Origin of the sequence: Martinezella rhizogenes (assembly GCF_007002745.1) — a bacterium.
Classification (GTDB): domain Bacteria; phylum Pseudomonadota; class Alphaproteobacteria; order Rhizobiales; family Rhizobiaceae; genus Agrobacterium; species Agrobacterium cucumeris.
Genome location: NZ_SGNY01000011.1, coordinates 118,757 through 131,953 on the forward strand (window position 1 = coordinate 118,757; position 13,197 = coordinate 131,953).

Annotated in this window: 16 protein-coding genes; 4 read left to right on the forward strand and 12 right to left on the reverse strand. The window is 59.6% G+C overall.

The window, feature by feature from the left end:
* The 4 genes from EXN68_RS24445 to traI are packed head-to-tail and all read right to left on the reverse strand — an operon-like array spanning nucleotide 1 to nucleotide 2,279.
* Nucleotides 1-300 carry a conjugal transfer protein TrbD gene (locus tag EXN68_RS24445; RefSeq protein WP_037094117.1) on the reverse strand — a complete coding sequence of 100 codons (300 nt, stop codon included), beginning with the start codon at nucleotides 298-300 and terminating at the stop codon, nucleotides 1-3.
* On the reverse strand, nucleotides 293-676 hold the full coding sequence (locus EXN68_RS24450; RefSeq protein WP_142843337.1) for a TrbC/VirB2 family protein: 384 nt from the start codon (nucleotides 674-676) through the stop codon (nucleotides 293-295). Before EXN68_RS24450 ends, EXN68_RS24445 begins: the two co-directional genes overlap by 8 nt.
* Entirely contained in the window at nucleotides 666-1,643 is a 978-nt protein-coding gene (gene trbB, locus EXN68_RS24455; protein ID WP_142843338.1) for a P-type conjugative transfer ATPase TrbB, read from the reverse strand. Before trbB ends, EXN68_RS24450 begins: the two co-directional genes overlap by 11 nt.
* Before the next feature lie 12 nt (nucleotides 1,644-1,655).
* Nucleotides 1,656-2,279 (reverse strand): acyl-homoserine-lactone synthase, encoded by a 624-nt coding sequence (gene traI / locus EXN68_RS24460; RefSeq protein ID WP_142843339.1) that lies wholly within the window; start codon nucleotides 2,277-2,279, stop codon nucleotides 1,656-1,658.
* A 388-nt stretch (nucleotides 2,280-2,667) separates the two neighbouring features.
* On the opposite strand from traI, the gene repA reads away from it, so the two are divergent.
* The 3 genes from repA to repC all read left to right on the forward strand — a co-directional run bounded on the left by repA (nucleotide 2,668) and on the right by repC (nucleotide 6,271).
* On the forward strand, nucleotides 2,668-3,882 hold the full coding sequence (repA, locus tag EXN68_RS24465; protein WP_064334742.1) for a plasmid partitioning protein RepA: 1,215 nt from the start codon (nucleotides 2,668-2,670) through the stop codon (nucleotides 3,880-3,882).
* Nucleotides 3,879-4,901 carry a plasmid partitioning protein RepB gene (gene repB / locus EXN68_RS24470; protein ID WP_064334703.1) on the forward strand — a complete coding sequence of 341 codons (1,023 nt, stop codon included), beginning with the start codon at nucleotides 3,879-3,881 and terminating at the stop codon, nucleotides 4,899-4,901. Before repA ends, repB begins: the two co-directional genes overlap by 4 nt.
* Before the next feature lie 155 nt (nucleotides 4,902-5,056).
* Entirely contained in the window at nucleotides 5,057-6,271 is a 1,215-nt protein-coding gene (gene repC / locus EXN68_RS24475; protein WP_142843340.1) for a plasmid replication protein RepC, read from the forward strand.
* A gap of 676 nt (nucleotides 6,272-6,947) precedes the next feature.
* Here repC and EXN68_RS24480 read toward each other — a convergent pair.
* From EXN68_RS24480 to EXN68_RS24510, 7 genes are all read right to left on the reverse strand, one after another.
* Entirely contained in the window at nucleotides 6,948-7,637 is a 690-nt protein-coding gene (locus EXN68_RS24480) for an HNH endonuclease (protein WP_237681480.1), read from the reverse strand.
* Between the two features lie 4 nt (nucleotides 7,638-7,641).
* Nucleotides 7,642-8,772, reverse strand: coding sequence for an AAA family ATPase (locus EXN68_RS24485; RefSeq protein WP_142843341.1), 1,131 nt, complete (start codon nucleotides 8,770-8,772; stop codon nucleotides 7,642-7,644).
* A gap of 121 nt (nucleotides 8,773-8,893) precedes the next feature.
* The gene (locus EXN68_RS24490) at nucleotides 8,894-10,051 is read right to left on the reverse strand and encodes a site-specific integrase (RefSeq protein ID WP_142913679.1); all 1,158 of its coding nucleotides are present in this window, start codon (nucleotides 10,049-10,051) and stop codon (nucleotides 8,894-8,896) included.
* A complete protein-coding gene (locus EXN68_RS24495; protein WP_142843342.1) occupies nucleotides 10,051-10,338 on the reverse strand; it encodes a DUF7673 family protein in 288 nt (95 codons plus the stop codon). The genes EXN68_RS24490 and EXN68_RS24495 overlap by 1 nt, the downstream gene beginning before the upstream one ends.
* Before the next feature lie 42 nt (nucleotides 10,339-10,380).
* Nucleotides 10,381-10,629, reverse strand: coding sequence for a type II toxin-antitoxin system Phd/YefM family antitoxin (locus tag EXN68_RS24500; RefSeq protein ID WP_142843343.1), 249 nt, complete (start codon nucleotides 10,627-10,629; stop codon nucleotides 10,381-10,383).
* A 12-nt stretch (nucleotides 10,630-10,641) separates the two neighbouring features.
* Nucleotides 10,642-11,019 (reverse strand): type II toxin-antitoxin system VapC family toxin, encoded by a 378-nt coding sequence (locus tag EXN68_RS24505; protein WP_142843344.1) that lies wholly within the window; start codon nucleotides 11,017-11,019, stop codon nucleotides 10,642-10,644.
* Entirely contained in the window at nucleotides 11,016-11,306 is a 291-nt protein-coding gene (locus tag EXN68_RS24510) for a type II toxin-antitoxin system Phd/YefM family antitoxin (protein ID WP_142843345.1), read from the reverse strand. The genes EXN68_RS24505 and EXN68_RS24510 overlap by 4 nt, the downstream gene beginning before the upstream one ends.
* A 179-nt stretch (nucleotides 11,307-11,485) precedes the next feature.
* On the opposite strand from EXN68_RS24510, the gene EXN68_RS24515 reads away from it, so the two are divergent.
* On the forward strand, nucleotides 11,486-12,616 hold the full coding sequence (locus tag EXN68_RS24515; protein ID WP_142843346.1) for an RHE_PE00001 family protein: 1,131 nt from the start codon (nucleotides 11,486-11,488) through the stop codon (nucleotides 12,614-12,616).
* 110 nt (nucleotides 12,617-12,726) lie between these two features.
* Here the strand turns inward: EXN68_RS24515 and EXN68_RS24520 are convergent, their stop codons facing one another.
* Nucleotides 12,727-13,191, reverse strand: coding sequence for a hypothetical protein (locus EXN68_RS24520; protein WP_142843347.1), 465 nt, complete (start codon nucleotides 13,189-13,191; stop codon nucleotides 12,727-12,729).
* Between the last annotated feature and the right edge of the window lie 6 nt (nucleotides 13,192-13,197).

Sequence of the window (13,197 nt, forward strand, 5' to 3'; positions counted from 1 at the left end):
TCAATACCGGCGCCATGGCGAGGAGGTCGCCTTGTAGTAATGCTTGTACGAGACATGGCGGATATAGACCTGTCGCATCAGCGGGTCCGCCTTTGCCATCATTCTCAGGAGGCCGACGACGACGATCCAGACGGCAACGCCGAAGAGCGCGGAATAGATCGTCAGAACGACGAAGATGAGGATGACTGCAGCAAGACCGGTGATCAGCACCAACTCCCGGTCCGCGCCCATCAGCAGGTTCGGACGCGACAGCGCCCGATGAATGCGGTTGCGTTGCAGGCCAGACAGGGACTCAGCCATGAGCCCCCTCCCCTTCCCCGCTTTGATTGATTGAGATGGTCTGCTCGTCGGGCAGTCCGATCGAGGCACCGGTTGCGCCAAAAAGGCCGACGATGTTGGTGGCGCCAAGCAGGATGCCAGCGACGAGCACGATGTACATGAGCCGCCGCGCGAAATCGTTCAGTTCGCCGCCGAAGATTAGCATGCCGCCGGCGATCGCGACGGCTGCAAGCGCAATGGCGCCGGCAACTGGTCCGGTGATCGATTCCTGGATCTGCTGCAGCGGCCCTTCCCAGGGAAGACTGCCGCCGGAACTGGCGAGCGCCGGCGAGACCGAGGCAAGAGCGATGGGTGCCGCAAGGAGTACAGCGGCGATGAATGCGTTTCTACGCGACATGGCGCGCCTCCTGTTCTTCCGTAAGCTGGTCGGATTCGATTTCGTATTGGCCGCCCGCGAAGCGCTCGACCTGGATGACGTCGCGAACGCGCCGCCCGCGCGGCGTTCGCTCGATCGAGACGACGAGATCGACCGCTTCCCCGATCACTTCATGCATCGGCTGCTGGCTGGCTTCGGCAGTTAGCTGCTCGAGGCGGCGTAGCGCCGACATAGCGGTGTTGGAATGGATGGTGGCCACGCCTCCGGGATGGCCCGTGTTCCATGCTTTCAGCAACGTGAGCGCAGCGCCGTCGCGGACCTCGCCCACGACGATCCGGTCTGGGCGCAGACGCATGGTGCTCTTCAAGAGCCGTGCCATGTCAACGGTATCGCTGGTGTGGAGAAGAACAGCGTTCTCGGCCGCGCACTGGATCTCGGCGGTGTCTTCCAGGATGACGAGGCGGTCTTCCGGGGCAGACTTGACGATTTCGTCGATGACGGCATTTGCGAGCGTCGTCTTGCCCGACCCGGTGCCCCCGGATATGATGATGTTGAGCCGGGACGAAATCGCGCTGCGGATAGTCGAAGCCTGGTGTTCGGTCATCACGCCGGAGCGCACATAGTCATCGAGCCGGATCAGGCGCGAGGCTCGGCGGCGAATGGTGAACGCCGGCTTGGCGACAACGGGAGGCAACAGCCCTTCGAAGCGGTGACCGCCGATCGGTAGCTCCCCGGATATGATTGGTTGCTCGGTATCGACCTCGGATTGGAGCGCATGCGCGACCGTTCCGATCACCATCTCGGCGGCGGCAGGCGACATCTCACCGGCAGGCGCGACGCCATGACCGAGCCGTTCGATGAAGAGCTTGCCATCGGGATTGAGCATGATTTCGACAACCGTTGAGTCTTCCAGCGCAAAGCAGAGCTGGTCGCCCAGTGCCTCCTGGAGTTTGCGGACAAGTCGAGGATGAGATCGAAGCTGGTTCACGGCTTTTCTTTCTTACGCTGCTTGGCTGACGGCGCTGAGTTCGGAACGGTAGTTGGCAGGTCGGAGCCGTTGGAATGTGTCTGCATTCGCGGGAAGGGTCCCGGCGACAGCCATGGTCACCCCGATCTTCTTCGGCTCCGCCAGCCGCTGCAGGGGCCAGCCAACACGAGCGAGGATCCGCTCGAAGCGGAGGTCGGTCACCGTGACGATCTCCGTGTAGCCGTTCGCCATGCACCACTCGATGATGCCCGCAAACATGGTCAGGGTCGCCTCATGGACGGAGCCGTCTCCCCTACCCTCCCCGAGAGTCGTATCGACGCAGAAGCGGGAACTCTCGATCATGGCGGTGTGCGCATTCAGCTGACCATCCGGCAGCAGCGTCGGAAAGATGTTCGTCACCATCGTCGCGCCAAGAGCCGGGAGTAGCCTGGCGCAACCAGTCACGGCGCCACCGTCGGAAATTGCGAGAACGTAGGTCGGCATAAGAGCGTCAAAGGCGTCCGCCTCTTGACCGTCGACGACTTTGACCTCCCAGCCCAGGCGCTCGGCAAAAACGCGCGCACGTAGCTGATGATGGCGGTGGAGAAGCCGAGCTTCTTGAATATTTCGCGGTTTGGAAATCGCGAGAATCTGCATGAATTTCTCCGTCGGATATTGGTCGGCGGGGAAATCAGCACGGAACAGATTCGGGTGGTAGTTGTAGGATCCTACAAGCCCGATTGGAGTGAGTCGCGGCGCAACCGTCCCCTTTTCCGCGAAAGCAGCCTTGTTCCCGCAACAATTCGGTTAGGCGGTTGTAGGATTCACAGTAAAACAGACCATGAACCTGTGGGAGTGACGTGCTTTCTAAGGCAATGTTTCTACGGCTAAAAATTGATTGCGTTGGACGCCTTCTTTCTTGAGCGTTAAGCTTTCGTTAACCAAAAAGCTCTTGCTCAAAATCCAGAATCGACGCTTATTGCCAGTGGCGGAACTTTTGAAGTTTCGCGAAAAATATCGCCACTGGCAAGAAATGGGTTTTGAGATGGCGAAGACCGCCGCGAAAACAGCGCCCGTATTTGAAGGGTTGACCGCATTGATGGAGCGTCATGCAGACGCCCTCTCCAGCCAACTTCAAGCACATCATCTCAAGGTCTTCCCTCCGACCTCCGAGAAGGGAATTCGAACATTTGCGCCATCCGAGGCGTCCAAGCTGCTTGGCGTCGGTGAGTCTTATTTAAGGCAGACTGCTTCGGAAATGCCAGAGCTGAACTTGACCATGAGCCCAGGTGGTCGGCGGACTTTCTCGATCGAAGACATCCATGCAATCCGCAAGCACATGGACCAGGTCGGCCGCGGGAACAGACGCTACCTGCCGCATCGCCGAGACGGTGAGCAGCTTCAGGTTATTTCAGTGATGAATTTTAAAGGCGGGTCGGGTAAGACGACCACCGCCGCGCATCTCGCACAGTATCTGGCCATGCGCGGGTACCGGATTCTGGCAATCGATCTCGATCCTCAGGCAAGCCTTTCCGCCCTCTTCGGTAGTCAGCCAGAAACAGACGTGGGTCCGAACGAAACTCTCTACGGCGCCATCAGGTACGATGAGGAGCAGGTACCGGTCGAGCAAGTGGTCCGAGGGACCTATATTCCCGATCTCCACCTCATCCCCGGTAATCTCGAACTGATGGAATTCGAGCACGACACGCCGCGTGCGCTGATGAAGCGAAAGGAAGGCGATACGCTCTTCTACGGTCGGATCAGTCAAGTCATCGAAGACATCGCGGATAACTATGACGTTGTCGTTATCGATTGTCCTCCCCAGCTAGGCTACCTCACGCTGTCGGCATTGACGGCGGCAACCTCCATCTTGGTCACTGTGCATCCGCAGATGCTGGACGTGATGTCCATGAACCAGTTCCTGGCCATGACATCGAACCTGCTACGCGAAATTGAGAACGCCGGGGCCGAGTTCAAGTTCAATTGGATGCGCTACCTGATAACGCGTTTCGAACCAAGCGATGGACCGCAAAACCAGATGGTAGGTTATCTTCGGTCGATCTTTGGTGAAAATGTTCTCAATTTCCCGATGCTTAAGACGACAGCGGTTTCGGACGCCGGCCTGACCAACCAAACCCTTTTCGAAGTCGAGCGCAGCCAGTTCACGCGCTCGACCTATGATCGAGCCTTGGAAGCCATGAACGCGGTCAACGACGAAATCGAAGGCCTGATTAAAAAAGCATGGGGTAGACCGACATGAGCCGCAAGCACATCCTCGGGGTCTCGACAGACGCACCCGAAACGCCCGCAGCAGAGAGCCGGACGGCAAAGAGCCGCTCCATGCCGCTTCTCGGGGTGGTGAGAAAGGAGCGCGACCCGTCAACGAAGCTGACCGCAAACATTGGCAACGCGCTACGCGAGCAGAACGATCGACTTGGCCGCGCGGAGGAGATTGAGCGGCGGCTTGCTGAGGGCCACGCCGTGGTGGAACTGGACGCTTCGTCCATCGAGCCCTCCTTTGTGCGGGATCGCATGCAGGGGGACATCGACGGACTCCTTGATTCAATCCGCGAGCAAGGGCAGCAGGTCCCGATCCTGGTGAGACCTCATCCCGACCAGCCAGGCCGATATCAGGTGGCCTTTGGCCACCGCCGACTGCGCGCGGTTCTAGATCTTGGCCTTCCTGTAAAGGCAATCGTTCGTGACCTGACGGACGAGCAACTCGTCGTCGCGCAGGGCCAGGAGAACAATGAGCGTGAGGATCTCACCTTCATCGAAAAGGCGCGCTTCGCGCATCGACTGAATAAGCAGTTCTCGCGAGAGATCGTCATTGCCGCAATGTCGATCGATAAAAGCAATCTGTCGAAGATGCTCCTTCTTGTCGACGCCCTCCCCTCCGAACTGATCGATGCCATTGGGGCCGCTCCAGGAGTTGGACGACCCAGCTGGCAACAACTGGCAGAACTGGTCGAGAAGGCAGCTTCGCCGTCGGACGCGATCAAATTTGCGGCCTCAGCAGAGGTGCAGACGCTGCCATCGGCAGACCGCTTCAAGGCGCTGATAGGCCATCTCAAGCCGCGTCGCATCGCGCGCGGGCTTCCGGACGTCATGTCGACCCCCGATGGCGACAGACTTGCGCAGGTGACACAGAGCAAGAGCAAGCTGGAGATTACGATCGACAGGAAAGCCACGCCAGACTTTGCCGCCTTCGTACTCGAACATTTGCCGGCGCTTTATCAGGCACACCGTGCAAAGCATCCACAGAAACAGGGAGACTAACCCGCAAAAGAAAAGAGCCCCCTCAACGTTGCCGTCGTGGAAGCCCTTCTGTCTCTTTAGCACGAACAGAATCGCATTTCCTCGAATCTTCGTCAAGAGTCTTTGGCGCCGTTTTGGTGAGCTGATTTCTTTTGCCTGCTGAAAGGTGAAAGACGATGCAGACAGGAAGTGTGACGACGCCATTCGGGCGGCGGCCGATGACGCTTGCGCTCGTGCGGCGCCAGTCGGCTTCGGCCGATATCAAACAAGGCAAGGCAGCGGATAAGTGGAAAGTCTTCAGAGACGCCTCCGCCGCCATGGAACTACTCGGGATTCAGTCCAATAGCCTCGCGGTTCTTGACGCGCTTTTGAGCTTTTATCCTGAGAATGAGTTGCGCCAAGACGCCCAACTGATTGTCTTCCCCTCGAATGCTCAGCTTGCTTTACGAGCGCATGCGATGGCGGGCGCGACTTTGCGCAGACATATCGCCATCCTGGTGGAAGCAGGCCTAATCGTCCGCAAGGATAGCGCCAATGGAAAGCGCTACGCCCGTAAGGACGGCGAGGGACGCATCGAGAGCGCCTTCGGTTTCGATCTGTCGCCGCTCTTGGCACGGTCCGAAGAGTTGGCGATGAAGGCGCAGCAGGTGATGGCCAACAGAGCGGCGTTCAGGAAGGCCAAGGAGAGCCTGACGATCTGCCGACGCGATGTCCGCAAGCTAATTACGGCCGCGATGGAGGAAGGCGCCGAAGGCGACTGGAAAGCGATCGAGGACATCTATGTAGCGCTTGTGGGCAGAATCCCGCGCGCTCCGACGCTCACCGATGTAACGACGATCCTTGAAGAAATGGAGATGCTGCGCGAGGAGATAGTCAATCGGCTGGAATTTCACGAAAATTCCGAAAATAATAGCACCAATGATGCTCACAATGAGCAGCACATACAGAATTCAAATCCCGAATCCATCCGTGAACTTGAACCTAGCTCTCGAAAAGAGCAGGGAGCGAAGCCGAGCGAAATCCGCCGGCCGAAGAGCGAGCCGCTTAAGGCGTTCCCGTTGGGTGTGGTGTTGAAGGCATGCCCGACGATATCGGACTACGGGCCGGGTGGCGCAATCGGAAACTGGCGAGACTTGATGTCAGCGGCGGTAGTCGTTCGATCGATGCTGAAGGTGAGCCCCTCGGCCTATCAGGAAGCCTGCGATGCCATGGGGCCGGAAAATGCGGCCGCGGCTGTCGCTTGCATCCTGGAGCGCGCAAACTTCATCAACTCGGCTGGCGGCTATCTGCGGGATCTGACAAGGCGCACGGAACGAGGAGAGTTTTCGCTTGGTCCTATGATAATGGCGTTGTTGAGGGCCAACGGGCAGGGGAGTTTGCAAGCTGGGTAGGTTTCAATGAGCCCGAACTCGAAAATTAGATGCGGGTGGAGCGGCCAAGAAAGCATCTGGGCAATTTTCTTGGTGGTCAGCTGACCACAGTCCTAAGCAGCTGAAAATGAACGTATGTTATGGGGGCAGGGTCGTTCCAGCTCTCTGGGTTGGGGGCTGTGGGACGCGTGTGCTGTGTTGAGAACAGGGGGCGGCGCGCCCAATTGGAAGCAGCGGATTGAGAGGACCACGGCGCCGGGAAGGGCTCGACGGCGCACCCGGCGGTGCGATCTGGCCGGAGATCGGCGGTGGAACGCATGCGGCTGTCCGCGACCTCTTGGGCCGAGTTCAGGGATGGCTGCGCCGCTCCAATAGGGCGCCGCTGTTGAAAGGTTTCGTAGATCCATCTGCCCTTGCCAGGCGACGATGGCGCCCCTTTCGCCTTCAGCGATGACAGCGGTATGGGGGGCGGTGATGATGCTTCCTGAAGAAGTCAGCCTCACAGCCGTGCCCCTCAGGGCACAGGGCGCCGAGGGCATCTTTTTTAGTGGTCAGCTGACCACAGCCTTAAACAACTGAAAAACAATCGTTTTTCGAACGTGATTCTGGAAAGAGAGTTTCTTATCTCATGATCCGCGGATCACGTACTTCCGCGAAAAGCCAGCCACGTGAAGCGGTCCATGCAACCCAAATTCCGCTACTGATCGAATTGCTTGGCAAGCCTACGAACCTTGGCAGCAAGGTCCGTCTCGGGGCTTTCCCCTTCAAGACCCTGCGCTTTGTCGAAACTATCGACCTGCAGTTCATGCAAGGCGAAGAAGTCATGGGTGTAGATTGCCTTCTCACTCCCGGCCGTCTTCACGAACACAACGATGTTCTTGGTGTCAACCTGCGCTTCGAGCCGTATCAGGTGCTCGCTGTAGGCGTCGAAATTTGGGTGCACAAAGCGATAGTTATTGCTGTCTTGAAACTTGGTTGAATCGTCCGCGTCTACGACAAAGCCGTCTCCGCTACGCTTGAACTGCATGTTGCACCGCTTGCACGCGGCCGCGAGATTCCAGATCGCATAGCTGAATGGTTTGTAGACCGGCTTTCCCTTGGGAAGGATGTGCTCGCGATCGGTCATGTACGGGCCCGCACCATTTAGGTTCAGGCGGCAATAACAGCAATTTCCGCCATGGCGCGCGAGGTGATAGGCGAGGATCTTGTCCTTCGCGCTTTTGAGCGCCTGCAGTTCGTTCTGGTCCTCGGACTTCCAGTCCCAGGGCTTCTCTATTTCCAAGGCCTTCCCGACCGCCGCAGCTTCCTCCACACTCAGCTGAAAATCGTCAAGCGCCGGCAAATAGCGGTCAACCATCGCTCTTGTTGTCCCCGCGCCGCTGTGCATCGACCTACTCCATCAAGTCTTCAACCGCTTTGAAAAACTTCCGCTGTTTTTCGTCGAAGCTCTTGATCGCCATATCGTTGACGAGCGCAATCGCGCTGTCGCGGGTAATTTCACCGCGTTCTACCCGCGCAACGACACCTACCATCTCCTCGCTCACGAAATGGCTTGCTGGCGTGATCACATCAAAAGCGCGCCAAAGGACGCCTTCCACGTTCGCTGCTGAGTCCTTGGCCTCCTGCAGATCGAGTACGGACGGTTCGCCATCTTGAACTTGAAACACAGAGACAATATCGGGCAAGGCTCCAAGAGCACCAACGACGATCAAAGGCGCGTGGGTCGCGACGACGATCGTGGCGTTGCGGTAAAAGACTGCCGCGACGATCTTCTCGAGATACTCCCGCTGCCAGCGGGGATGTAGGCTGTTCTCTGGCTCGTCAATCAGGATAACCGGTTCCTGGCCGATGGAGCTGATCAAGAACACGAGGGAGGAAATCAGTGCGAGTTCACCCGAACTGGCATTCAGTAGCTCAATGACTTCGCCATCGTGCCTTTCGAGAAAGACCTGGATTCCGCGAATGCGTCCAAGCCGTCGAAGGCTATCCTCGCTTCGGAGGATAGCTCCGAATTCTCGACCCAATGAAAACGACAACGCCGATTCCCCTTGGTGAATCCAGAGAATTTCGGCAGGGTTATGCCGACGCAAGAATGCGACGACTGCGTCGTAGTCGTTTGGATCGAACAGGAAATCTGCTGGGTCTAGATATGCCGTGTACGGGTCCGAATCGACGAGGAACCCGAACCGTGGCCGATAACCGCAGTATTCGAGGATCGCGCCGATCTGGTAAAATCGTGAGTCCGGTTGGTCGATGGTCCTTCCGATCGCGCGCTTGACGATGCTCTTTGGAGACCTGCTGCCTCTGCCGGCCGTGATGCGCTTCAATCCACGCAAGCCGGAAAAGCGATCATGGGCGGTGTTGGAAATGATTGCCAGATCCCGATCACCACGGATCTGGATCGCGAGTTCGCGAAGAAAGCGGCTTTTGCCGGAGCCGTTGGGTCCGACGAGGATGGCAACCTTCTCAGCGACGGGCCTTTGGTTCGCCAGTCCAAGCCGTTGCAAGTTTGAGGAGGCCATTTGATGTCCTGGACGGCACGTTTCGAGTGTGAGGAAGGGCTACGCTACGTAGAGGATCCGAATCAAGCCCTCCGATGAATACCCTATCCGCCATCCTCTTCAATTTCGTCCAGCGCGGTCTTCAGAGCATCCGGGCGGCCTTGCCACTTCGCCGTACCGCACTGTTATAGTAGCTCGACGCCTGCTGGACCGATCGATGCCGCGACTGCTCCATCGCTTCGGGTAGGGGAATGCCTCGGTTCGCAGCCTCCGTGAGGTACCCGGATCGCAGCCCGTGCGCCGAAAACTCCGCCGGCTCCAGCCCGGCCATCCTTACCCGCTGCTTGACGATGTCGTTGACGGCCTTCGGATCGAGCGCCCGGCGGCTGACATTGCCCCAGCGGTCGATCGCCCGAAACACGCTGCCACTTTCGATTTTGCCGGCCGCCAGCCAGGCGTTCAGGGCGACTACCGGTCGGCCGGTCAAATAGACGACTTCGTCCTGATCGGCGCCGGAGGTCTTGGTCCGACCGAGGTGAATCGACAAAGAGGGGAGGAGGCTTCCATCCTCAGCCTCAACCGGGGCTTCGATCGTCAATTGTTCTCTTCGGAGGCCGGCGACTTCGCTGCGGCGACGACCGCCGGATGCGAAGGCGACCATGAGGATCGCCCGATCGCGCAGATCGCGGAGACTGTGTTCGCCGCAGGTTGCCAGCAGCTTCGCCAGCACGTCGCCGGTCACCGCCTTGGCGCTCTTACGAAGGCGTTGTCGCGGCACGGCACGGACGGCGAGGCGAACGGCCGACTTCAGGGCAGGGGAGGCGAAAGCACCTTGAGCGCCGCGCCATCTCGTTAGCGTCGACCAGTTCGCGAGCCGCCGCCGCACCGTGTCCGGCGCATGCGGGCCGGTGGACCTGAGGAAGCCGCCATCCCGCAACGCGTGCTCGACGTCGGCCGGCATGCCGTGCTCGGGATCGGTCTCGCGCTGGCGCGGATTCCAAAGATGATGCACCACGAATTTCAGCAGCAGCGCCTCCGGCGCCGGCCAGGGCAGGGGAGATCCGGTTGCGGCTAACGACCAGGCTTCCAGATAGGCAAGATCGGAGGTCAGCGCGCGCAGCGTGTTTTCGCCCATGCCTTCGTTGACGAGATGCCGCAGTGTCTCGACATCCTGGTCGGTCAATAACTCGGCGAGCTTGTCGCGCCGGTCGATCGGCAGCACCGCGGCGATCGTATCGAGCTGTTCTGCGCGGCGCTCGACCGCCGGCGGCACCGCCGGCTGACCCGGCCGCGCGACCATTAGGCCTGCTCCTTCTGTGGCCGCCACCGCGCGATGATCTGCTCGATCTCGCTCCGGTAGTCATACGGGTAGACGATGTCCTCCTCGCGGGCGAGAAAGGTGAAGATCGTCGCCATGTCCGCACCAATGTGCGGATCGACATTGGCAAGATCGGTGAGATCGAAACCGCCATGCACGTCGGCGTTCCACCAGGCAAGCAGGAAGTTGGCGACGCGCCGGCCTTGGCCGGTGTCCTCGTGGGCGACGTTCAGGAGCTTTTCGAGCGCAAATCTCACCCGGTCATCCATGGCACCCTCTTCCTCGTCCGTGAGTGCAGCGATTGACGACGTTCATCGGGGCAGGCCGTGGTCGTCATGGAGATCATCGTGGTTGGAGGTCGCATCAGCGGGCACGGTGGCGCGTCCCTCGGCAGCCAGCCTCAGGACCTCGTCCATCGTCCCTTCCCCGGCGGCAATCGATGTCAGCGCAGCAATCGGCCGCCTGTGGCGGCAGATCAGGATCTCATCCTGACCTGCCGCCAGGTCAATCAATTCCTCGAGCCGTGCCGAGGCCTCGTCAATCTCAACCAGGAGTTTCATGTTCAACGTCCTCTACCAGACACGTTCGTGCAGCACTGCATCGAATACCAGATCGGTGGAGACGAAAGCGCAATGCTCGAGCCGCGCCTGGGCCGCCAGAATCCGGTCCCAGGGGTCGCGATGCTCCCAATCGAAGGCAGCGGCGAGTTCGGCATGCAGATCGCTGATGGCAAGAGTCTGCAGGCCGCTGGCGGTCACCGCGGCGCGCAGTTCCTGCGGTTTCAGGTCGAGCTTCTTCAGCCGCATCTTGTTGTCGAGTTCGTAGAAGGAGACGGCGCTGACGAGGATCGTGTTGGCCTTGTCCTCGATCAGCGAACGGGCGGTCGCCGAGAGCCGATCGCTGCCGATCGTCCACCAGTAGACGGCATGGCTGTCGAGCAGCACTTTCATGAGCGGTTCTTAGGATCGCTGGACTCGCCCTGCCAGATGCCGGTTTCTTCGGTGAAGTCGCCGGCGTCGATCGCCGCCTGTTCGGCATCGACGTCGTCGAACAGGTCGTCGGGAAGTTGGCGATGACGCAACAGGCCAAACGGTCGCTTGCCGCCATCGGCGGGGCCGATCCGGGCATAGATTTCGTTGCCGCGCATGATGATGATTTCCTCGCCCTGATTGGCGCGTTCGAGCACCTCGGCGAAATTCTTGCGCGCCTCGCTGATCTTGTAGGTCGACTGCGGCATGGACGGCCTCCGAAAGCTGAGATGACCGCTATTATAGCTCAATTGGCAAGGCGTACAAGCAGGCTGTACGCATCACTTTTGATAAGGGTTACTTATCGGTGGTCAGCGACCACGAGCACATTTATCGGATGTGAGGAACCTTAACATCGATATGGCGTTCGTTTAGGAAATCGTTTACCATAAAATCAATGACTTATGATCTCGCGAAAATCAGCATTTCTACCCTGATGCGGCCGGCTTTCGACGCCGGCATCGCACTCACCCGTCTCGACGAGCGCATCGCCCGCTCGCCGGTCGGCGCGGGCTTCCTCGAACGGTCGCAGTTCACTGATGCCTGCGCCTCGCTGTGGATCGACGGCGAACTCGTTCATCTCGAAGACCTCGTCCTCCACGACCACACCCGCGATATTCGCACGCCCACACACGAACTGACCATCGCCCGCGACGTTTTACGAACGCGCCGTCGTATCACTGGGCAGTCACCGGATTGGGCCTTGTCGGCAGAGGGTATCCGAGTTTTGCGACAGACTTCGGACATCAGTCCGGCGGGAGCCGAAACGGTTGATCCAGCCGGTGCCACCAAACGCGTCGTCGTGGTCGAACCAGTAGGGGAGGGAGAGGATGACGACGACATCGGAAATCTCCCCGGCGTCGATTACGCCGCCATCGATGCGATCCTTGCTCGCTCTGACGCCGCGATCGAACGAGCCAGAAAGCCTGGCCGGGCTCCGGCCGATCCGATGATCTACGATCTCGACTGGGATGAGGATGCCCGGCTCGACGAATGGCGCGGGGTGTTGCGGCAGGCGGAAAATCTGCCGGCGGTGCTGCAGGCGATCATCGCCCTCGACGCCTGGAACGAGCTTGCCGTCCTCCAGCACGCGCCCTGGCTGGGCCGGCTGTTGGCCGCCTCCGTTCTGCGCCAGGCCGGCGTTACCACCGGTGCCCATCTTGCCGCCATCAATCTTGGCCTCAAAACCATCCCCGTCGATCGGCGCCGGCATCGCGATCGGGAAACCCGGTTGCTCGCCATCGCTCAGGGTTTGCTGGCGGCCGCCGAGATCGGTATGAAGGAGCATGACCGGCTGACGCTGGCGCGCACCCTGTTCGAGCGGAAGCTGGAGGGGCGCCGAACATCATCCAAACTGCCGGAACTGGTCGAGCTCGTCATGGCAAGGCCGCTGGTGTCGGCGGGGATGGTGGCAAAGACGCTGGAAGTGACGCCGCAGGCGGCGCGGCGGATCGTTTTGGAGCTGGGGCTCAGAGAGATGACGGGGAGGGGGAGGTTTCGGGCGTGGGGGATCCTGTAGCACCTGTCACTATTTGGATCGGGACCGCCGCGCGATCCAGATAGCGTCGCTTTGTGGATGCGCGCCGATCAGAGAAATCCTGCATCCATTAAGTGACCCTTCCACAGTGGTTAGACCGGGTCCGCGCGTTTGCGGGTCATAAGTCTACAAGCCAGATGTTGATCTCCCCAGCGGGTCGCGAACGCTTCCGAGACTTCAAACCAACTCCCATCGTTGCCGGCGCCGTGGTTGGCGCCCATGCACGAACATTGGCATTCATGGTGCTGGGCATTCATGCAGGAAGGGGAACATTTCTCCTGCTCGCGATAGGGCTGGATCACATAAAGCTGCCTGTATTTCTCCAGCGCCCGTGTCACGAAGTCGTTGAACCAAGCTTTTGGCAGTTCCCAGCATTGCAGAGGCTCGATCCAGGCAGGCTGCAGCTTTTGCCCGTGATGCAGCCAAAGCCGATTGTGCTGGGAGTAAGGGAGGCGTGCCCGTATCCGCTGGCCTTTGCCGCCGCGTCTCAGAACTACAGGGATTGTCTTCTGGTTCCAGACGCGCCGGAGTTCGCTGTCACTGATATCTGCCCCCATTGACAT